Annotated in this window: 16 protein-coding genes; 11 read left to right on the top strand and 5 right to left on the bottom strand. The window is 64.7% G+C overall.

Annotated features, from left to right (window positions below):
• The first annotated feature begins 8 nt into the window (after positions 1-8).
• The 6 genes from AC1RQP_RS21440 to AC1RQP_RS21415 all read left to right on the top strand — a co-directional run bounded on the left by AC1RQP_RS21440 (position 9) and on the right by AC1RQP_RS21415 (position 6,518).
• A complete protein-coding gene (locus AC1RQP_RS21440) occupies positions 9-908 on the top strand; it encodes a LysR family transcriptional regulator (RefSeq protein WP_239622316.1) in 900 nt (299 codons plus the stop codon).
• A 227-nt stretch (positions 909-1,135) separates the two neighbouring features.
• The gene (locus tag AC1RQP_RS21435) at positions 1,136-1,963 is read left to right on the top strand and encodes an HD domain-containing protein (RefSeq protein WP_239622317.1); all 828 of its coding nucleotides are present in this window, start codon (positions 1,136-1,138) and stop codon (positions 1,961-1,963) included.
• A 116-nt stretch (positions 1,964-2,079) separates the two neighbouring features.
• Entirely contained in the window at positions 2,080-2,976 is an 897-nt protein-coding gene (locus AC1RQP_RS21430; protein WP_492938406.1) for an alpha/beta fold hydrolase, read from the top strand.
• 152 nt (positions 2,977-3,128) lie between these two features.
• Positions 3,129-3,704 (top strand): HdeD family acid-resistance protein, encoded by a 576-nt coding sequence (locus tag AC1RQP_RS21425; RefSeq protein ID WP_239622319.1) that lies wholly within the window; start codon positions 3,129-3,131, stop codon positions 3,702-3,704.
• Positions 3,705-3,908: 204 nt separating this feature from the next.
• The gene (locus AC1RQP_RS21420) at positions 3,909-5,120 is read left to right on the top strand and encodes an ABC transporter substrate-binding protein (protein ID WP_492938405.1); all 1,212 of its coding nucleotides are present in this window, start codon (positions 3,909-3,911) and stop codon (positions 5,118-5,120) included.
• A gap of 183 nt (positions 5,121-5,303) precedes the next feature.
• The gene (locus tag AC1RQP_RS21415; RefSeq protein WP_492938404.1) at positions 5,304-6,518 is read left to right on the top strand and encodes an acyl-CoA dehydrogenase family protein; all 1,215 of its coding nucleotides are present in this window, start codon (positions 5,304-5,306) and stop codon (positions 6,516-6,518) included.
• 396 nt (positions 6,519-6,914) lie between these two features.
• Here the strand turns inward: AC1RQP_RS21415 and arsA are convergent, their stop codons facing one another.
• The 3 genes from arsA to AC1RQP_RS21400 all read right to left on the bottom strand — a co-directional run bounded on the left by arsA (position 6,915) and on the right by AC1RQP_RS21400 (position 11,306).
• On the bottom strand, positions 6,915-8,672 hold the full coding sequence (gene arsA / locus AC1RQP_RS21410; RefSeq protein ID WP_492938436.1) for an arsenical pump-driving ATPase: 1,758 nt from the start codon (positions 8,670-8,672) through the stop codon (positions 6,915-6,917).
• A gap of 209 nt (positions 8,673-8,881) precedes the next feature.
• Positions 8,882-9,073, bottom strand: a complete 192-nt coding sequence (locus tag AC1RQP_RS21405) for a thiolase family protein (RefSeq protein ID WP_492938403.1) — start codon at positions 9,071-9,073, stop codon at positions 8,882-8,884.
• A 493-nt stretch (positions 9,074-9,566) separates the two neighbouring features.
• Positions 9,567-11,306, bottom strand: a complete 1,740-nt coding sequence (locus AC1RQP_RS21400; RefSeq protein WP_492938402.1) for a methyl-accepting chemotaxis protein — start codon at positions 11,304-11,306, stop codon at positions 9,567-9,569.
• A 237-nt stretch (positions 11,307-11,543) separates the two neighbouring features.
• Here AC1RQP_RS21400 and AC1RQP_RS21395 point away from each other — a divergent pair, with 237 nt between their 5' ends.
• The 4 genes from AC1RQP_RS21395 to AC1RQP_RS21380 all read left to right on the top strand — a co-directional run bounded on the left by AC1RQP_RS21395 (position 11,544) and on the right by AC1RQP_RS21380 (position 18,032).
• A complete protein-coding gene (locus tag AC1RQP_RS21395) occupies positions 11,544-12,926 on the top strand; it encodes an ethanolamine ammonia-lyase subunit EutB (RefSeq protein WP_492938401.1) in 1,383 nt (460 codons plus the stop codon).
• A gap of 151 nt (positions 12,927-13,077) precedes the next feature.
• The gene (locus AC1RQP_RS21390) at positions 13,078-14,664 is read left to right on the top strand and encodes a B12-binding domain-containing radical SAM protein (protein ID WP_239622325.1); all 1,587 of its coding nucleotides are present in this window, start codon (positions 13,078-13,080) and stop codon (positions 14,662-14,664) included.
• A gap of 6 nt (positions 14,665-14,670) precedes the next feature.
• Positions 14,671-15,456 carry an ethanolamine ammonia-lyase subunit EutC gene (eutC, locus tag AC1RQP_RS21385; protein ID WP_492938400.1) on the top strand — a complete coding sequence of 262 codons (786 nt, stop codon included), beginning with the start codon at positions 14,671-14,673 and terminating at the stop codon, positions 15,454-15,456.
• Between the two features lie 209 nt (positions 15,457-15,665).
• Complete coding sequence (locus tag AC1RQP_RS21380) at positions 15,666-18,032, top strand: efflux RND transporter permease subunit (RefSeq protein ID WP_492938399.1); 2,367 nt, start codon at positions 15,666-15,668, stop codon at positions 18,030-18,032.
• Between the two features lie 30 nt (positions 18,033-18,062).
• Here the strand turns inward: AC1RQP_RS21380 and AC1RQP_RS21375 are convergent, their stop codons facing one another.
• Both AC1RQP_RS21375 and AC1RQP_RS21370 read right to left on the bottom strand, forming a co-directional pair.
• Entirely contained in the window at positions 18,063-18,896 is an 834-nt protein-coding gene (locus tag AC1RQP_RS21375) for a hypothetical protein (RefSeq protein WP_492938398.1), read from the bottom strand.
• Positions 18,897-18,971: 75 nt separating this feature from the next.
• The gene (locus tag AC1RQP_RS21370; protein WP_492938397.1) at positions 18,972-19,469 is read right to left on the bottom strand and encodes a hypothetical protein; all 498 of its coding nucleotides are present in this window, start codon (positions 19,467-19,469) and stop codon (positions 18,972-18,974) included.
• Positions 19,470-19,927: 458 nt separating this feature from the next.
• On the opposite strand from AC1RQP_RS21370, the gene AC1RQP_RS21365 reads away from it, so the two are divergent.
• Positions 19,928-20,161, top strand: a complete 234-nt coding sequence (locus AC1RQP_RS21365; RefSeq protein ID WP_025035011.1) for a hypothetical protein — start codon at positions 19,928-19,930, stop codon at positions 20,159-20,161.
• The last annotated feature ends 124 nt before the right edge of the window (positions 20,162-20,285 follow it).

The raw sequence follows: 20,285 nt of genomic DNA, 5'->3' as shown, positions 1-20,285 counted from the left end.
TTGTTGTCGTGGCGTTGACGTCCTCGCGCGTCCGGGCGGTCAATGCGGTGTTCGAGACCGGCAGCTTTGCCGCCGCAGCAAGGCGGCTTGGGGTGTCGCAGCCGGCCGTTGCCCAGCTCGTGCGCGATCTGGAGGCCGAGTTCGCGGTTGCGCTGTTCGACCGGCACGGCCAGACTCTGATCGCGACGCCGCTGTGCCGCCGGCTCTACGCAGCGACGAGCCGCATGCAGGCGATCGAGGCGGACGCACTGGCCATCCTGCAGCAGCGCGATGAGCTCACGGGAGGTGAGCTCCGCATCGGGCTCGGCAACGCCATGCCGGGCATGGCGCTGATCGCGGCGTTCCGCAATCTGTATCCGAAGATCCAGATCAACATCGAGATCGGCAGCTGGTCGGCGATCATGGCCGCCGTGGTCGACCAGCGCGTCGACGTTGCCGTCTTGCCGGAGGTGCCGCAGGACAACCGCTTCCGGCGCGAGCCCTGCGTGCAGCAGCGCGTCGTGGCGATCTGTCATCCCGTTCACGAGCTCAGTCGCGAATCGCGCGTGTCCATCGCCGGCCTCGTGCAATATCCGCTGGTCTTTCGAACCCGGGATTCCGCGACCCAGCGCGCCGTGGACAGGGCCCTTCGCGCCGTCAACCTGCGCGCCACTCCCGCGATCATCGTCAATACACGCGAGGGGATGCTGGAGGCGGTTGCCAATCGGCTTGGTGTCGGTTTTGTCTGGGAGCACGGCTCGAGCCGCATCGATCGGATCGCGAAGGTGGCGATCGCGGAGATCGAGGCGGAGTCACCCGAATACATCTTCTCGCTGGCCGGCAAACGCGGCAAGCTGGTCGAGCTGTTCTATCTGGCCAGAAGTCTTTCGCGCTCGGCTGAAGGTGCCGCCATGCTGGCCGCGCCCTGATGCGGCAGTCGGGCCTGGAGTCGACCCCGGCCCACCGGCACCTTTGGTTGTGGTGCACTGTGGCGGCAACCGTGATGTTGCGCAGCGGGACGGCAAGATATTTACGTATTTTTGCTTCGGAGTTTGGTTACCCGGCCCAAGATGGGCTATGCTCCCCGCTGCGTCGAGGACAAGAATGAGACGTCGGGAGATGGCATGGGACACCAGCGGCAGACGGGGCTGCATCCATGATGACCTTACCGAGACTGGCGGCTGAATCCCTGGAACAGTTCCTCGGCAGATTCATGCGTCGCCGGTACGATGAGACTTCTGCGAACATCGTCGAGAGCGCGACCCGCACCGCGATGGAATGCATCGGCAACAGCGATGCGCTCTACCACAACATCGAGCATACGATGCTGGTGACGCTGGCGGCCCAGGCGATCCTCCGCGGCCGGAGTCTTCATACGCATCTGTCGGCCGAGGATTACGTCCATGTCCTGATCGCCTGCCTCGCCCATGACATCGGTTATGTGCGCGGGCTGTTCGAGGAGGATGACGCCGACGGCTTCGTGATCGATGCGGCCGATTCCAAGATCTCGCTGCCGCGTGGCGCGTCGGACGCGAGCTTGATGATGTATCATGTTGACCGGTCGAAGCTTTATGTGACGCGTCGGCTCCGACACATTCCCGGGGTAGATCCGGACCGCGTCGCCCGCGCCATCGAAGGCACGCGCTTTCCGGCCCGTGAAGGGCAGGAATATGACCACGAAGCCTCGATCCTGCGCGCGGCCGACTTCATCGGCCAGCTCGGCGATCCCAACTATCTGCGCAAGGCCAACGCGCTGTATTACGAGTTCGAGGAGGTCGGCATCAACCGTCAGCTCGGCTACGATTCGCCTGCCGACATCGTGAATCGCTACCCGCAGTTCTATTGGAATAGCGTCGCACCGCACATCCAGACCGAGATCGGCTATCTCAACAAGACCGAGATCGGCCGGCAATGGATCGCCAACCTCTACAGCAACGTGTTCCGCGCCGAACGCGACATCTCGCTGTCCGGTCCGCAGACATAGGCTACGCTCTTCTAGCCTGAATGGAGCGCAGCGAAACCCGGATTCGCGGATGCTGGCTTTCCGGAATTGCGCTGCGCTCCATTCAGGCTAAGAAGTCCCGACGCGGTGAGAAAAGCATGCAACAAAAAACGATCACCACTGATGTCCTCGACGTCGCGTATCTCGAATTCGGCGCTTCTGATGGCTGGCCCTGCATCATGGGTCATGGCTTTCCCTACGATGTGAACGCCTACGCCGCGACCGCGCCGATCATCGCCGAGGCAGGCGCACGGGTGCTGGTGCCCTGGCTGCGCGGCTATGGACCGACGCGGTTTCGCTCCACCGAGACGTTGCGCTCCGGCGAGCAGGCGGCGCTGGGCGCCGATCTCCTCGCCTTCATGGATGCGCTCGGCATCGAGCGCGCCGTCGTCGGCGGCTATGATTGGGGCGGGCGTGCGGCTTGCGTGGTCTCGGCGCTCCATCCGGAACGCGTGATCGGGCTCGTCTCCGGCAATTCCTACAACATCCAGAACATCGCCCGCGCCATGGAGCCGGCCTCGCCGCCGGAGGAGGCGGCGCTCTGGTATCAATATCTCTTCCACAACGAGCGCGGCCGCCGCGCGCTGGAGCGCAACCGCCGCGGCTTTGCCCGCCAGCTCTGGGCGATGTGGTCGCCGAAATGGGCGTTCGACGACGCGACATTCGAGACGAGCGCTGTGTCCTTCGACAATCCCGATTTCGTCGATGTCGTGATTCACTCCTACCGCCACCGCTACGCGCTGGTGGCGGGCGACCCTGCCTATGCCGCGATCGAGGCGAAGCTCGCCGCCCAGCCGCCGATCCGCGTTCCGACGATTGCGATCGACGGCGACAGCGACGGCGTCAATCCCGGCACGGCCCACCACGCGCGCAAGTTCGAGGGGTTTTTCGAGCGGCGCGTCTTCACCGATGCCGGCCATAACCTGCCGCAGGAACGGCCTGCCGAATGGGCCCAGGCCGTGCTCGACGTTCGCAACGCTGCCGCGCGCGCCTGATCATTGCAGCACATGGCAGACGTATTCGCCGCATTCGATCTTGATTTGCGTCAATGTTGCTGCGGATGAGGAGTGTTCTGCTGGCTGTCGTCCCGGTCCGGCTCGTGCTATCTTGAATTGTGCCTCCGGGCTTTGCAACAGGAGTGGCGGCCATGACGAGTGCTTCGGATACGTCTCACCAAGCGAGCCTCGGTTCGGGCATCGCCGCGCTGCATGCCAAATGGGGCTGGATCGTCGCGCTCGGCGTCGTCTATCTGATCGCCGGCTTCGTCGCTCTCGGCAGCGTCGTGATGGCGACGGTGGCGAGCGTGATCGTGGTCGGCGCGATGATGATCGTGGCTGGTGTCGCCGAGGTGATCGGCGCATTCCAGATGAAGAGCTGGGGCAAATTCCTGATCTGGGCGTTTCTCGGCGTGCTCTATATCGTCGCCGGCTTCCTGACCTTCGCGAATCCGCTGCTCGCGGCAGTCCTGCTGACGTTGTTTTTGGGGGCATCGCTGATCGCCTCCGGCGCCGTCAGGCTGTTTCTCGCCTTCAGCATGAAGCGCGAGAGCCCGTGGGTGTGGGTCGCGATCTCCGGCGCGATCACGTTGCTGCTCGGCCTGCTCATCGTGGCACGCTGGCCCGTGAACAGCGTCTACATCCTCGGCCTGTTTCTCGGTATCGACCTGATCATGGCCGGTGCCGGCTGGATCAGCCTCGGCTTTGGCCTGAAGCGGCGAGGCTGAGCGCAGGCGCGCGCAGCTCTCTCTTCATCTCTCCCGTCGGGACAGGTGAAGCGAGGGCTTGATGCGCCAAGCCGACACGGGCCATCAGCAACTCGACGCAAGACCATCTTGCGGAACTCCGCTGATCTGACGCGCTGACAATAAAGCAGCACGCCGCGCGGGCGCCGACCGCCTCGCGCGGGCGATCATCACCGGGGAGAAACCATGAGAGCCGCTTTGGCCCTGGCCGCAGCGCTGGCTGCCGGCTGCCTGTCCACGCCCGTTTTCGCGCAAAAGTCCTACGGTCCCGGCGTCAGCGACACCGAGATCAAGATCGGCAACACCATGCCCTATAGCGGCCCGGCCTCGCCGCTCAGCATCACGGGCAGGGTAATCTCCGCCTATTTCGACGAGATCAACGAGAAAGGCGGAGTTGGCGGCCGCAAGCTCAATCTGATCTCGCTGGACGACGCCTTCTCCCCGCCCAAGACCATGGAGGCGGCGCGGCGCCTCGTCGAAGGCGACGGCGTCGCCTTCATCTTCGCGACCATGGGCACGGCACCGAGCTCGGCCATCGCGAAGTATCTCAACAGCAACAAGGTGCCGCAGCTCTTCTTGATCAGCTCGGCCTCGAAGTGGAACGATCCGGCCAACATGCCATGGTCGATGGCGCTGCCCTGGGCGCCGAACTACACCAGCGAGGCCGCGATCGACGTCGCCTATGCCCGCGCCAAGAACCCGAACGCGCGCTTCGCGGTGCTCTATCAGAACGACGACGCCGGCAAGGAATATCTGCGCGGCGTCAAGGAGGCGCTCGGCGCCGACGCCGACAAGGCGATCGCGATGGCCTCGAGCTTCGAGGTCGCCGACCCCACCGTCGATTCCCAGGTGCTGACGCTGGCCAATACCAAGGCCGACGTCTTCCTGATCTATTCGGTGACGCCGCGCGCCTGCGCGCAGGCGATCCGGAAAGCCCATGAGGTCGGCTGGCAGGCGATGCGCTTCATCGCGAGCGGCTGCGCCAACAAGGCGACCGTGATGGTTCCCGCGGGCCTCGATGCCGGGAAGGGCGTGCTGTCGCTCGGCGCGCTCAAGCCGTTCGTCGAGACGCCGAAGGACGATCCGGCGATGTCGGCCTATATCGACTTCATGAAGAAGCGCCTGCCCAATGCCGACGTCAACAACGTCGCCGGCCTCTATGGCTACACCGTCGCCGAAGCGCTGGTGGTGCTGCTGAAGCAATGCAAGGACAACCTCACGCGCGAGAACATCATGGCGCAGGCCGCCAACCTGAAGAACGTGCCGTTGTCGCTGCTGATGCCCGGCATCACCCTCAACACCACGCCGCAGGATTTCCGCCCGATCAAGGACGGCTACATGCTCCAGTTCGACGGCAACGACTGGGTCGTGGCGAGCGAGCTGTTGCGCGGGACGTGAGAGGCTGAGGAGGTGGTGCACTCTCTCCCCTTGTGGGCCCCTTGTGGGAGAGGGTGGATGCGCGAAGCGCAGCCGGGTGAGGGGTCTCGATCCTCACGAATGGTGTTGCCGGCGGAGATAACCCCTCATCCGGCGCTTCGCGCCACCTTCTCCCACAAGGGGAGAAGGAAGAAGGAGACCAGCATGGACTTTCAACACTCCGCCCGTTCGCTCGAGCTCCAGGACCGCGTTCGCCAGTTCATGCGGACGCATGTCGAGCCGGTCGAGGAGCTCTATTACGAGCAGGTCAAGCCGGAAGCCGCGCGCTACAAGACGCCGCAGGTGCTTCAGGACCTGAAGCGGCTGGCGCGGGAGCAGGGGCTCTGGAATCTGTTTCTCTCCGGTGAGCATGGCCCGGGCCTCTCCAACCTCGAATATGCGCCGGCGAAGGAGATCATGGGCCGTATCCTCTGGGCCCCCGAGGTCTTCAACTGCTCGGCGCCCGATGTCGGCAACATGGAGGTGCTCGCCAATTACGGCACGAAGGCGCAGCAGGAACGCTGGCTGAAGCCGCTCCTGGAGGGACGCATCCGCTCCGGCTTCTCGATGACGGAGCCGCAGGTTGCCTCCAGCGACGCCACAAACATCCAGTGCGAGATCAGGCGCGACGGTGGCGACTACGTCGTCAACGGCCGCAAATGGTTCACGTCAGGCGCGATGAACGAGGATTGCGAGATCCTGATCGTGATGGGCAAGACCGCGCCGGATCATCCCGACCGCCATCGCCAGCAATCGATGATCCTGGTGCCGAAGAATAGCCCCGGCGTGCGCATCGTCCGCGACATGCTCACTTACGGCTACGACGATGCGCCGGTCGGCCACCCCGAGATCGTCTACGAGAACGTCCGCGTGCCCGCGGAGAACATTTTGCTCGGCGAAGGCCGCGGCTTCGAGATCGCGCAAGGCAGGCTCGGGCCCGGCCGCATCCATCATTGCATGCGGCTGATCGGCTGCGCCCAGCGCGCGCTGGAATTGATGTGCCAGCGCGCGGTCTCGCGCACAGCTTTCGGCAAGCCGCTCGCCGAGCAGGGTTCGGTACGCGAGGACATCGCGCATTCCTTCTGCGAGATCGCACAGGCGCGCCTGCTCACCTTGCAGGCCGCCGACAAGATGGACCGCGAAGGCAACAAGGCCGCGCGCGACCTGATCGCCGCCGCCAAGATCGTGGTGCCCAGCATGGCTGCCCGCGTCATTGACCGCGCCATCCAGATCCACGGCGCTGCCGGCGTCTCGCAGGATACGTTCCTCGCGCGTGCCTACGTCTACGCCCGCTTCATCCGCATCGGCGACGGGCCGGACCAGGTGCATCTGGCCGCGGTGGGCAAGGAGTTGATCCGGCGTGGCGGGGTGATGGGGTAGGGGACATTGTGAGATCGACGAAGGGCGGTAACCTGGGTTCTCGATTGAATAATCTCCAGCGCTTCATCTGCGTCGCCGCACTCGATCACGGAGATCTCGTTCGTTCTCAGCTCGTCCACGACCATGGAGCGGACCAGAACGTCGTCCTCTACGAGCAGGACAGGAGCCTTCGAAAGGGTGTGCCCTGCGCGCGCTCGGAATGATGTGCCAGCGGTCAGTGTCGCGCGTAGCCTTTCGGCAAGCCGCTGGCCGAGCAGGGCCTGGTACGTGAGGACATCGCGCACTCCTCCCGCGAGATTGCACAGGCGCGCCGGCTCGCTTTGCAGGAGGCTGACAGATGGAACGCGAGGGCACTTCGCCTCGCCCTGCAGCCGACATCACACCGTCGAACAACGTTCATGACAGACTACGCAGCTCTTCCACGCCGATCGGCGGCTTTACTCGCCACCCGACGATGAAAGCGCGTTTTGCGAGTCCGTTCTGAACGCGAGCGATCTGCGTTCGCTCTCTATCGAGCCGAAGCCGCAGCAGGGGATCGCGAGTTCCCGAGACGGCGAGGCACTTGTTGATGACCCAGCCGTATGGTTCGACGCCGGCACGCCGCAAGTCGTCCTGAAGGGAAGCGGCCTCGGAAACCGGCGTCGTCTCCGGCAGCGCCACGAGGATGATCTTCGTGTGGTTCGGATCCTGCAGCCTCATCAACGGGGTGACGATACGTCCTGTACCGGTCGGTGCAACCTGGCTCGTCATCTGGCGGTGATAGGCGCCGGTCGCGTCCAGCAGCAGGAGCGTGTGGCCTGTCGGCGCCGTATCGAGCACCACGAATGCGCTCCGGGCCTCCGCAACAATGCGCGAGAAGGCGTGGAACACTGCGACCTCTTCCGTGCATGGCGAAGCGAGGTCTTCGAGCAGCAGATCCTTGGCCTGCTCGTCCAGGTCCCGGCCCCGGCTCGCCATTATCTTTGCGACATACCGCTCCGTTTCAACCCGGGGGTCGATCCGGTCGACCGTCAGACCGGGCATGACGCCATCGACGACGAAGCTGACGTGAGCTGCGGGATCGGTCGTGCTGAGATGAACGGCATGACCCCGCTTGGCCAGTCCCGCGGCGACGGCCGCGGCGATCGTCGTCTTTCCGACGCCCCCCTTACCCATGACCATGATGAGGCCGTGCTCGTCCCGCGCGATGTCATCGACCAGTCGGTTCAGGCCGGGCAGGTCGAGCGGTTCGGTGCCGGGTTCGGCGGATACAAGCGATGGCTGATCGGTGGGCGATAAGAGTGCGCGCAGAGCCACCAGGCCGACGATGTCGAACCCGACCAGAGGAATTTCGTCGCGCGGCAGTTTCGTGAGCGATGCAGGCATTGCGGCCAGGGCCTCGTCCTGATCCCGCTCGAGGGCAACTGCAACGACATCGGCCGGGTCCGTGGCATGGAAGCGCCCATTCACCACGAGGAGCTGGTTCGAGAGATTGAGCGCGTCGAGTTCGGCGGCCGTTCTGGCCGCCTCGCGGATCGCACCCCGGTCGGCGCGGGTGACCAGGATGATGGTGGTCTGCCTGGAATCGCCCAAGGCTTGGAGCGCCTTGCGAAAGCGGTTCTCCTGCATCTTCAGCCCTGAATGCGGCCCGAGGCAGGATGCTCCCCGATCGTTGTCCTTGAGAAAGCCGGTCCATGCTTTTGGCAGGCTCAGGAGCCGCAACGTGTGACCGGTCGGCGCGGTGTCGAATACGATGTGATCGAACCCCGCGATATCGCCGTCCAGCAGTCCCACGAACTCGTCGAAGGCAGCTATTTCGGTCGTGCAGGCGCCGGAGAGCTGCTCGCGTACAGTCGATCGCTCGTCAGGGGGAACCTCCGGTCCAAGCTGCTCGAGCACTTTACTGCGATAATTGTCGGCTGCGGCCTCGGGATCGATGTTCATCGCCGAAAGTCCGGCCGCGTTTGGCACCGGGGTAGGGCGATCGGTCAAAGTGACATCGAGCATCTCGTCGAGATTCGACGCAGGGTCGGTGCTGACGATCAGGACGCGCAGTCCGCGGTCGGCGAGGCTAACGGCCGTGGCGCATGCAAGAGAGGTCTTGCCGACTCCGCCCTTGCCGGTGAAAAACAGATACGGGGTCGGGGCGGTCAGCGCGCGAAAGTGGGGCAACATAGGCTGTCCTGTGGTCACAGAGGTCTCGCGACATTTGCCGATCGGTCCAGATTCCGCGCGAGCACTGCGTTCGAATGATTGATCGGCTTGACGCTTCTGGCGCGCCGGAGATCGGCGCGCGAGGCGGATCATGCCTTCTCTTCGAAGGCAGGCTCAGTTCATCGATTCAAGCGCAAGCGCAATCCCTTGGCCGCCGCCGATGGGTTCATCTAGTTGCCGGCCTGGATCACGTTGCCCATGACGATCATGCCGACATCACCGGGCGACAGCTTCGCGCGCTCCAGCGTTGCACGGATCGCTACGGCGCCGAGATCGACGGCCGGCAAATCCTTCAGCGTGCCGCCATACGTGCCGATGGCGGTGCGCACGGGCGAACAGATCACGACTTCCCTATTGGCCATTGGTCATCTCTCGCTTTCGGCTGCATCGCTCGGCGATGGGCATCTAGCGCGATCTATGAACAATTCGGCCGAGGCTCTGTTGAGATGGATCAACGGAGCGGAGGAACCAATCTGAATCAATGTCCGATCTCGGCCTCAGGCGCTGTGGCATTGTCGCGGGGGCTGTTGGCCGTTGGGCGCAGGGCCGCATCGACCCCATTGGACTCAAACGCTGCCTTCTGAGAGCATGGCCAACGCGACGATTCTTGGGAGCAGGCCTGCCCTGCGCGCGTGCACCGGATAGCATCTAGGCCCGTCTACGCCGACGGAGGGGCCGTGAGCCAATGATGACATCATGCCGGTGTTTTGCCCGACGAGTCAAACTGACTTCGTAAAATCCGTAGCGTTTCGCGACGGCAGGTAACCCATTGATTCAGTTGCCCCTGTCTACTGTGCATGGGGTTGTTTTCGCACTTTTGTGTCGGCGCCGGCTTCGCGGCCCGCGCCCGCGCCGTCATCCCGCCCTGGCGAGGCGGCCGTCCGCCGAACCTGCGCGCAGGTTCTGGAAGAACTTCTCCACCTCGCGCGACAGCGTGTCCGCCGTCGCCGTCAGGCTGCTTGCCGCCGTCAGCACGGACGCCGCGGCCGTATCCGTCTCACCTATGGCATCGCGCAGCGAGGTGATGTTGGCGACCAGGGTCTCGTTGCCCTGCGCGGCCGACTGCGCATTGGACGAGATCTCGCGCGTGGCGGCGTCCTGCTGACTGACGGCGCCGGCGATCGCCGAGGTGACCTCGTTGATCTCGCGAACCGCGCCGCCGATCTCGCGGACGGCATCGACGGCGTTGCGGGTCGAGGCCTGGATCATCGAGACGTTCTCGCTGATCTCGGCGGTGGCCTTGGCGGTCTGGCCCGCGAGCGCCTTCACCTCGTGGGCGACGACGGCGAAGCCGCGGCCGGCATCGCCGGCGCGCGCGGCCTCGATGGTGGCGTTCAGCGCGAGCAGATTGGTCTGCTCGGCGATCGCCTGGATCAGGCTGAGCACGCCATCGATGCGCTGCGTGGCCGCGGCGAGGCTCTCGATCTCGGAGATCGATTTCTCGGTGCGCTGGCCGGTCTGCTCGACCGCGCCGGCGCTCTGGCGCACCTGGCGGCCGATCTCCACCACCGAGGCCGACAGTTCTTCGGCCGCGCCCGCCACTGCCGTGACGTTGTGCGAGGCCTGCTCGGTGGCGTTCGCCGCCGTGCCGGCGCGGCTGTTCGCATCGGCGGTGACGCGCGTGATGGTCTGCGCGGTCTCGCGCATCACCGAGGCGTTGTCGCTGAGGCCGCGCATGATCGCGCCGATCGCCTCGCGAAACTGCTCGACGGATCGTTCGATGTGGCGGGCACGCTCCTCGCGCGCGGCGGCGTCGTGCGACACTTGCGAGGCGAGGTTGCGGTTGCGGCCCATGGCGTCCTGGAACACCTGGATCGCGCGGGCCAGTGCACCGATCTCGTCGGCGCGGTCAGAGTGCGGCACCACGACGTTTTCGGCGCCGTCGGCGACCTGCTTGATGGTGGCGGTGATCGAGGCGAGCGGCCGGGCGATCGAGCGGGCGATGATGACGATGCCGATCACGACGAGCGCCAGCGCCACGCCGCCGAGGCAGGTCAGCACGAACGACAATTCGCGATTGGTCTCGGTCTGCTGCGCGATCTGCCGGGCGCGCTCGGCATAGACCTTGGACAGCGCCTCGAGGTCCTTGTTCAGGGCCGAGCGCACCGCGCGGTTGGCGTCGTTGTCGCCCCATTCGCGGCCCGCGGCAGCATTGATCTCGACGCCGCGGCGCACCAGCTCCTTGCGGAACTCGACGAATTGCTCGATGCGCGTCTTGAAGGTGGCAAACTGCTCGGCGTCGTCGGCCTTGACGATGGTCTCCCAACGCTTCACGACGTCCAGGATCTGGGCGTTGAACTTGAGCAGGCCATCGCCGTATTTCTTCACCACGGCCGGCTCGGTCGACATGTAGACGCCGCGCGATTCCATCACGACCGCATAGACCAGCGAGTTGACCCGCTCGACGTTCAGCGCGGCGGCATTCGCCGTCTCGATCGCGCTGGTCAGGTCGGCGCTGCGGCGGCTGTTGTAGTCGGACAGCATCGCGATCGCGGCCGTGAGGAGCGCGAACAGCGCGAAGATCGCATAGAGCTTGGTGGCAAGCGTGAAACGGCCTGCCGGCTTGGCGGCATTCCCAGATCGGTCGGATGTCATGGTGTGCAGGAGCCCGGGATGGCCTGAAGCGGCCGGTGAGCGGGGTCGTGTAGAATTGATGCAAAACTTTGCAGGAGGAAGGTGGATGCGGCGTTAACGCGCCCGTCGGCTCCCTTCGTCCCTTGGTCGAATGAAAGGTAAGATATTTCAGCGTCTTGATCCCAAGGTATAGTTTCAGGATAGTCTTTCAGCATAGTCTTGGGGTCGGCCGTTGGCCGACCAAGCCCGGAGAGCCCAGTGGTCTACCGCCACAGCATCGACGCCACGACCTACACCTTCCCGGATCTGCGCGACCTGCTCGCCAAGGCGACGCCGCCGCGCTCCGGCGACCGGCTGGCCGGAATTGCCGCTGCCAGCTCCGAGCAGATGATCGCGGCACGGATGGCGCTCGCGGATGTGCCGCTCGGCCAATTCCTCCAGGAAGCCGTCATTCCCTATGAGACCGACGAGGTCACCCGCCTCGTCATCGACAGCCACGACGCCAGGGCCTTCGCGCCGGTGGCATCGCTCACGGTCGGGGCCTTCCGCGACTGGTTGCTGTCCGATGCTGCAACGCCCGAGATCCTGCGCAAGCTCGCGCTCGGCATCACGCCGGAGATGGCGGCCGCAGTGTCAAAGCTGATGCGCAACCAGGATCTGATCCTGGCGGCGCGGAAATGCGAGGTCATTACCGCTTTCCGCAACACCATCGGGCTGAAGGGGCGGATGAGCACGCGGCTCCAGCCGAACCATCCCTTCGACGACGCCAGGGGCATCACCGCCTCGATCCTTGACGGCATTTTGCTGGGGGCCGGCGATGCCTGCATCGGCATCAATCCCGCGAGTGACGATCCTGCCGTCATCGCCCATTTGCTGCGGCTGCTCGACGAGGTCATCGCGCGGCTGAAGATCCCGACGCAAGGCTGCGTGCTGACCCATGTCACGACGACGCTGTCGCTGATCGGGCAGGGCGTGCCGGTCGACCTCGTCTTCCAGTCGGTCGCCGGTACGGAGGCCGCCAACCGCAGCTTCGGCATCGACCTCGCGCTCCTGAAAGAGGCGCAGCAGGCCGGGCTGTCGCTGCGGCGCGGCACCGTCGGGCAGAATGTGATGTATTTCGAGACCGGCCAGGGCTCGGCGCTGTCGGCGGGCGCCCATCACGGGGTCGACCAGCAGACCTGCGAGGCGCGCGCCTATGCGGTCGCCCGCGCGTTTGCCCCGCTCCTCGTCAACAGCGTGGTCGGCTTCATCGGCCCGGAATATCTCTATGACGGCAAGGAAATCATCCGGGCTGGACTGGAGGATCATTTCTGCGGCAAGCTGCTCGGCCTGCCGCTCGGGGTCGACATCTGCTACACCAACCATGCCGAGGCGGACCAGGACGACATGGACAACCTGCTGACGCTGCTCGCCGCCGCCGGCGTCACCTTCATCATGGGCGTCCCCGGCGCCGACGACGTCATGCTGAACTACCAGTCGACGTCTTTTCACGACGCGCTCTATGTCCGCGACGTCTTCGGCTTGCGCCGCGCGCCGGAATTCGACGACTGGCTGGTGCGCTCGGGAATTGCAGGCGCCGATCTCCGTCTGGCCGGCGATGCAGGCCTGCTGCCCGATTTTGCCTCGCGGTTGATCGCGTGAGGCGGCGCGCCAATTGGCACTCCGATGAAACTATCGGCGCCTCCCGGAATTGTGCTTGTGCCACAATATTGAGAAATTCCGGCGACAGCGTTACCCTGAGTCTGGCTGGCAATTTCCGCACTATCGGTCGAGCGTGGCGGGGGGAGCTTTGATGCGAGCTGAAAGTAACGGAACGACCCGGCGGATTCTCTGCGTGTTTCCGCGCTACACCTCGTCCTTCGGTACGTTCGAGCATTCCTATCCCTTGACCGACGGCGTCCGCGCCTTCATGCCTCCGCAGGGGCTGCTGCTGATCTCCGCCTACCTTCCGAAGGAGTGGCAGGTCAAATTCGTCGACGAGAACCTGCGCCCCACGACGAAGGAGGAATTCGAATGGGCGGAAGCGGTCTTCGTCAGCGGCATGCACATCCAGCGCCAGCAGATGAACGACATCTGCCGCCGCGCCCATGAATTCGATCTGCCGGTCGCGCTCGGCGGGCCCTCGGTCAGCGCCTGCCCGGACTATTACCCGTCCTTCGACTATCTGCATGTCGGCGAGCTCGGCGACGCCACCAACCAGCTGATCGAGATCCTGTCGCGCGACACCTCGCGTCCCGAGGCCCAGGTGGTGCTGACCACCAGGGACCGCGTGCCGATGACGGAGTTTCCGATTCCGGCCTACGAGCTCGCCGATGTGAAGAAGTATTTCCTCGGCAGCATCCAGTACTCCAGCGGCTGTCCCTATCAGTGCGAGTTCTGCGACATCCCCGGCCTCTACGGCCGCAATCCGCGCATCAAGTCGCCGCAGCAGATCATCGCCGAGCTCGATCGCCTGCGCGAATGCGGCATGACCGATACGGTCTATTTCGTCGACGACAATTTCATCGGCAACCGCAAGGCGGCGCTGGACCTGCTGCCGCATCTGATTGAATGGCAGAAGCGGACCGGCTACGTGGTGCGGCTCGCCTGTGAGGCGACGCTCAACATCGCCAAGAGGCCCGAGATCCTCGAGAAGATGCGCGAGGCCTATTTCGTCACCATCTTCTGCGGCATCGAGACGCCCGATCCTGATGCGCTGAAGGCGATGCAGAAGGACCACAACATGATGGTCCCGATCCTGGAGGGCGTGCACACCATCAACTCCTTCGGCATGGAGGTCGTGTCCGGCATCATCATGGGGCTCGATACCGACAAGCCGAACACCTCGGAAGCGCTACTCGCTTTCGTCGACGAGTCCCGGATTCCGCTGCTCACCATCAACCTGCTCCAGGCGCTGCCCAAGACGCCGCTGTGGGACCGTCTGGAGCGCGAGGGCCGCCTGGTTCACGACGACGGCCGCGATTCCAACGTCGACTTCCTGTTGCCTTATGACGAGGTCGTCGCCTCGTGGAAGCATGCGATGGCGGTCGCCTACGCGCCCGAGAAGGTTTACGCGCGCTACCAGTATCAATGCGACAATGTCTACGTGCGCCGAGTCAAGATGCCGGTGGCGGACGAGATGAAGACCTGGCCGAACATCCGGCGCGGCCTCGTCATGTTGCGCAACATCTTCTGGAAGGTCGGGGTGCTCGGCGACTACAGGCGCGTGTTCTGGAAGTTCGCGCTGGGACGCATCAAGCGCGGCGACATCGAAGGCCTGATCGGCTGCACGCTGATCGCGCACCATCTCATCACCTTTGCGCGCGCGGCCTCCAGCGGCAAGCAGAACGCCTCGAACTATTCGATCCGGCTGCGCGAGGCCGCCGTTCCGGCCGAATGATGCGACATGTCTGAACCGGCTCCGCCGCGTCGACCGACCCTCGATTTGCGGGCGTTCACGCCCGCGCGCGTCGCGCTCGGGCGCAGCGGCGCGAGCATGCCGACGAGGGCGCTGCTTGATTTCACGCTGGACCATGCCCGCGCGCGCGATGCCGTGCATGCCGCCTTCGACACGCCGCGCCTGGTCGCCGATCTCGGCGCGCTCGGACTTGCGGTGACCGAAGTGAGGAGCCGGGCGGTCGATCGCAGCGACTATCTGCGGCGGCCGGATCTGGGACGACAGCTCGAACCCGGCTCGGCGCAGCTTCTGGCACGAAGCGCCTCGGCGCCGTGCCGGCTCGCGATTGTGATCGGAGACGGCCTTTCCGCGGCGGCGGTTCAGGCCCATGCGGCGATCGTGGTGAGGCGATTGTTGCCATTGCTTGCGCAGGGGGATGACGTCGCGATCGGCCATGTCGTTGTCGCGTCGGGCGCGCGCGTCGCGCTCGGCGACGAGATCGGCGCGATTCTCGGGGCACGCATGGTCGCGATGCTGATCGGCGAACGGCCCGGCCTGTCCGCGCCCGACAGTCTCGGCGCCTATCTGACCTTCGCACCGAAGCCCGGCCGGACCGATGCCGAACGCAATTGCGTGTCGAACATCCACCACGCCGGTTTGAGCTACGACGAGGCCGCCTTCAAGATCGCCTGGCTCGTCCGTGAGGGGCTCGCGCGGGAGACCACCGGCGTGGCTCTGAAGGACGAGAGCGCGGACCGTGCGCCGCGTCGAATTGGCACGGCGCCGCCGGAATGATAGGCGGTCGGGACCCGAAATCGCCGCTTCTTGATCGATTCGGCCACGCTTCGCCTGCTTGCGAGAGGACCTGTTGACCTGCTAAACCCCTCGCGGCGATTTTCCGCGCATTTTCAAAAGGCAAGCCTCCCATTGGTATGGCGTTTTCAAGCCGTTCGCGGGGCGCAACAAGCTCTCAAGACCGAGCCGATTTAGGAACTGGACAAGGCATGCTCGAAAAGCACAGCGAGAATGAGGTTCATGTCGACAAGGTCGAGCAGGGACCTGCGTCCTCGATCGCCTTCGGGCTGGAGCGCCTCGGGCTGATAGCCGTTCGGGCGCCGATCGTCTCCTGCATCGTCCTGCTGGCGCTGATCGTCGGCGCCGTGTTCGGCATCCACCGGATCAAGATCGACGATTCGCTGTCGCAGCTGTTCCGCTCCGACACCCGCGAATTCAAGCAGTATGAAGAGGTGACGAAGAAGTTCCCGGCCGAGGAGTTCGACGTCCTCGTCGTGGTCGAGGGCAAGTCCCTCCTGGAGCGCAGCAACCTCGAGAAGCTGCGTGACTTCGTCACCGACCTGCAACTGGTCGAAGGTACGCGCGGGCTGGTCTCGCTGTTCTCGGCGCGTCAGGCGCCGGCGCCGGGCAAGCTGCCGGCGGCGCTGTTCCCGGCCGAGCTCCCCGAGGGGGCCGCCTATGACAAGTTCATCGAGACCGTCAAGAACAACGAGATCATCCGCGGCAAGCTGCTGTCGGAGGACGGCACGCTGGCGCTGATCGTGCTCTCGCTCGATCCTGAGGTGGTCGCCTCCAACAAGCTGACCAAGACCGTCGGCGACATCCGCGCGCTGATGAAGGAGGACCTCGGCGACACCGGGCTCAACGTGCAGCTCTCCGGCGTTCCGGTGATGCAGCTCGAGATCCGCAACGCGGTCGAGCGCGACGGGCTGACCTACAACATCCTCGGCATTCTCGCCGGCTGCATCATCGCCATCATCTTCTTCCGCAAGATCTCGTTCATGGTCGCGGCGGCATTCCCGCCGATGATCGCGATCCTGCTGGCGCTCGGTGCGCTCGGCTGGGCCAATTTCAACCTCAACATGTTCCTGAACGTGATGACGCCGCTCATCATGGTCATCAGCTTCTCGGACTCGATGCAGCTCACCTTCGCCGCGCGCGACCGGCTGATCGCAGGACAGGACAAGTTCACCGCGTTCAAGAACGCGGTGCTGGTGGTGGGACCCGCCTGCGTGCTGACGCACGGCACGGCCGGCATTTCCTTCATCGCGCTGCAATTCTCCGACTCCGACCTGATCCGCAAGTTCGGCGAGGCCGGGCTCGCCGCCACCATCATCGCGCTGGTCGCGGTGCTGTCGCTGGTGCCGGTGTTCGGCGTGCTGCTCGTGCGCAACGAGAAGGTGTTCGCCGTCAAGTTCCAGAGCGCAGATGCCGGCGTCCAGGCGCTGCGCAATTTCTGCTACTGGATCGCGGTGCGCATGGTCGGCCGTCCCGGCCTGTTCAGCCTGATCGCAGTGCTGTTCGTCGGCGGCCTCGGCGTCATCTATGCCAATCTGGAGCCGCGCTACCGGCTCGCCGACCAGGTGCCGGACAAGCGCCAGGCGGTCGCCGCCAGCGACCGGCTCGATGCCAAGCTGACCGGCGCCAACCCGGTCAACGTGCTGATCGCATTCCCCAAGGGCGAATCGCTCTATTCGCCGGAGACCCTCCAGACCATCGCCGACGTGCATGCGACCGTGGAGAAATCGGCCGGTGTCGGCAACGTCTGGTCGCTCGAGACGCTGCGCCGCTGGCTGGCCGAGAAGGCGGGCAGCGCCGACGTCGCGACGTTGAAGGAATATGTCAACGTCATCCCCGAGCATCTGGTGCGGCGGTTCATCGATGCCCAGCAGGATGCCGTCGTGGTCGCCGGCCGCGTGCCGGACAAGGATTCCAGCCAGCTCCTGCCGATCGTCGACAAGCTCGACCACGAGCTCGACGCCGTCCGCAGGAAGCATCCCGGCTACGAGATCGCGGTGACGGGTCTTGCCGCCATCGCTGCGCGCAACTCGGCCAGCATGATCGAGAAGCTGAACCACGGCCTCACCATCGAATTCGCGCTGGTCGCGATCTTCATCGGCCTCGCGTTCCGCTCCTGGGTGGTGATGTTCGCCTGCATCCTGCCGGGCATCTTCCCGGTGGTGATGTCGGGAACGGTGCTGTGGGCGATGGGCGAGGGCCTGCAATTCGCCAGCGTCGTCGCGCTCACCGTCTCGTTCGGCCTGGGTTTGAGCGCGACCATCCACTTCCTCAACCGCTTGAGACTCGAGAGCAAGCCGGGCGTTGGCTCGGCGCTCGCGGTGGAGCGGGCCACCGTGCTGGTCGGCCCGGCGCTGATCCTGACCACGGTGGTGCTGGCCTGCGGCCTCGTCGTCACCGTGTTCTCGGACCTGCCGTCGCTGCGGCTGTTCGGTTGGCTCAGCGCCTTCTCGATGGTCATGGCCCTCGTCGCCGACCTCTTCATCCTGCGGCCGACGGCGATGTGGCTGATCAATCTGCACGCCAGGCTTCAGGGCCCCGACAAGCCCGCGATCTGAGCGGCAGGGCGGCAAAAGGCGCCAGCGCTCTCAGGCCTCGATACGGACGATCCCGTACGGATTGAACTTGAAATCGTCCTCGGCGTAGTCCTGCTCGCGCGATAGCGTGAGCTTGCGGTCGCGCAGCGTCGCGTCGACGCCGCGCTCGGCCATGGCGTCGGCGAGCTCGTCCATCACTTTGACCGCGTCCCGATCGCTGCCGTGCGATGTCGCGACATAGACCTCCGGCAGGCCGACGAGGTGGTAGCCGACGGTCTCGTAATAGCGATCGCCGGCGAGCGGGCGCTTGGCGAAGGCGAGACGACACGCCTTCGTGACGGCGGGGGTCATCTTCAGGCCCTGGCTGGTCCTCGAGCCCTTGCGAGCTTGATCGGCGAGACTGCGCCAGCGCGCGACGCCATGGGCGACACCGGCGCTTTCACCTTTCGCCGCAATGGCGCCTGCCTCAAGCATCTCGTCCACGATCAGCAAGGCGGCGGCTGAATAGGCGGCCGACTTCTGCTGATCGATCGGCGGGCTCCGCACGTACAGCACCGCCTTGTGATTGGCTACGGCGGCTTCGTCGGACGCAGACCAGGCTTTCGGAAAGACGCGGTCCCAGCACACGCCGAACGACCGCTCCATATGCGGATCGGGCTTGGCCTGCGAATAGGTGCGGTCGATCTCGAAGTTGAAGTCGGCGATCGTCCTGGCCACCGCCTTCGGCGGATGTAGCAGGCTTTCGTCCTTGCCGAGGAAGCACAGCACGTGGCGTGGCTTCACGGACGAAGGCTGCATGCTCGCCTCCTGCTGGTCGCTGGCGAAGGCGCGACTGGCTACGAAGAGCCCTGCGGCCTTGAGCAGATGTCTGCGAGTTGGGTTCATGTCTGCAACGATGTCAGCAAAAAGCCCCCGGGTCGCGAGAGCCGGAGGCTGTATCCTTTCGCAGCGGGAAGGGCGTCAGCCCTTCGTCATCGTGATGTTGACGCCGCGGATCTCGCCCTTGGAGGAGATCTGCACGGTCTGCTTGGTGCCGTTGGTGCGCAGCGACAGGTTGGCGGCAAAGCCGTTGGCTTCGACGAACACGTCGATCTGGCCGCCGCCGGCGGTGCCCTGGAGATTGCCGAAGATGTTGCGGCTGGACTCGCTCCAATTGCCGGAGATGCGCTCGCCCTGGCTCGTCACGTCGCTGGTGAGGTCGAACTTGTAACTGTCGGAGGCGCAGTGCAGCGCCTGCTTCAAGTTGAGGCCGCTGCCGCCCACCTTGTAGTCCGCCTTGCAGCGAATGCGCTCGGTGGAGCCGTCGGACAACGACACCGTGCCGGTGCCGGTCCACGCGCCGTCGAAACCGGCAAACGGTCCGGACGACTGAGCAAGGCTCGCCGGAACCGAAAAGAGCAGCGCCGCGCCGATGCCGGCCGCCTTGATTGCCAATCCAGATCGCCCAAAGAATTTCATCGCAAATATCCCGTTTTGGAACGACGTTCGCTTACCCATTGAGAACGTCTCGCCACATCGAAAGTTTAGTGCTCCGAGCCAGGGTCAGGTTCAAAGCCTGGCCGCCCGGGATGGCGGGCCACGACGCCTCGCGCCAGGTTTGATCCCCCGATTTGCCACGTTTCGGCATGTTTCAGGCGGGAAAGGCAAGGCGGACAGATGCAGCGCTGCAACAGGTATGCAGTAAAACGCAGATCTTCTGAATTATGACGTAGTATCAACCTCTTACATCTGCGAATGAAGACGCGGGGAAGACCCGATTCGGCACATGCGGTGCCAATTTGGCCGCATTTGCCGGTGCTTGTGCCTTCTCTGGGCCGCCACTCCTGCGGCGACTTGCCATCAGAACAATCCGCCCCGGTAGTTCGCCCTGTGCAGCCGGGTCCGGTACGATTCTGCCGTCAGAATGAAGGAATACAATGCGTAATCTTCTCGTCGCTCTTACCCTGCTGTCGGCATCCCTTTCGACGGCGGCGTTCGCTCAGCAAGGGCGTGGCACCGACGCCGAGCAGAAGGCCTGCACACGCGATGTGCAGAAGTTCTGCCGTCCGGTCATCGATCAGGGCGATTTCACGATCCTTGCCTGTCTCAAGGAGAACCGGGCCAAGATCTCGCAGGCCTGCGACCAGGTGCTGAAGAACCACAACCAGTAAGCTTGGTCATTGGCTCCCAAAGGCGGATCCCGGAGCCGCCTTTTGGGGCCCGATCCGCAAAGGGCGGCCATCGACAGACAGGATTGGTTTTGCGGCCGTATTCCCCTATATGGGGGCCGCGGCG

Source organism: Bradyrhizobium sp. GW821-FHT13H06 (genome assembly GCF_058803975.1).
Note: the sequence above shows the minus strand (reverse complement) of the source record. Positions and strands in the feature narration are given on the sequence as shown.

Coding starts and splice junctions, on each gene's coding strand:
- AC1RQP_RS21435 (WP_239622317.1), top strand. CDS start 1,136: ATGATGACCTTACCGAGACTGGCGGCTGAATCCCTGGAACAGTTCCTC.
- AC1RQP_RS21430 (WP_492938406.1), top strand. CDS start 2,080: ATGCAACAAAAAACGATCACCACTGATGTCCTCGACGTCGCGTATCTC.
- AC1RQP_RS21425 (WP_239622319.1), top strand. CDS start 3,129: ATGACGAGTGCTTCGGATACGTCTCACCAAGCGAGCCTCGGTTCGGGC.
- AC1RQP_RS21420 (WP_492938405.1), top strand. CDS start 3,909: ATGAGAGCCGCTTTGGCCCTGGCCGCAGCGCTGGCTGCCGGCTGCCTG.
- AC1RQP_RS21415 (WP_492938404.1), top strand. CDS start 5,304: ATGGACTTTCAACACTCCGCCCGTTCGCTCGAGCTCCAGGACCGCGTT.
- arsA (WP_492938436.1), bottom strand. CDS start 8,672: ATGTTGCCCCACTTTCGCGCGCTGACCGCCCCGACCCCGTATCTGTTT.
- AC1RQP_RS21405 (WP_492938403.1), bottom strand. CDS start 9,073: ATGGCCAATAGGGAAGTCGTGATCTGTTCGCCCGTGCGCACCGCCATC.
- AC1RQP_RS21400 (WP_492938402.1), bottom strand. CDS start 11,306: ATGACATCCGACCGATCTGGGAATGCCGCCAAGCCGGCAGGCCGTTTC.
- AC1RQP_RS21390 (WP_239622325.1), top strand. CDS start 13,078: ATGCGAGCTGAAAGTAACGGAACGACCCGGCGGATTCTCTGCGTGTTT.
- eutC (WP_492938400.1), top strand. CDS start 14,671: ATGTCTGAACCGGCTCCGCCGCGTCGACCGACCCTCGATTTGCGGGCG.
- AC1RQP_RS21380 (WP_492938399.1), top strand. CDS start 15,666: ATGCTCGAAAAGCACAGCGAGAATGAGGTTCATGTCGACAAGGTCGAG.
- AC1RQP_RS21375 (WP_492938398.1), bottom strand. CDS start 18,896: ATGAACCCAACTCGCAGACATCTGCTCAAGGCCGCAGGGCTCTTCGTA.
- AC1RQP_RS21370 (WP_492938397.1), bottom strand. CDS start 19,469: ATGAAATTCTTTGGGCGATCTGGATTGGCAATCAAGGCGGCCGGCATC.
- AC1RQP_RS21365 (WP_025035011.1), top strand. CDS start 19,928: ATGCGTAATCTTCTCGTCGCTCTTACCCTGCTGTCGGCATCCCTTTCG.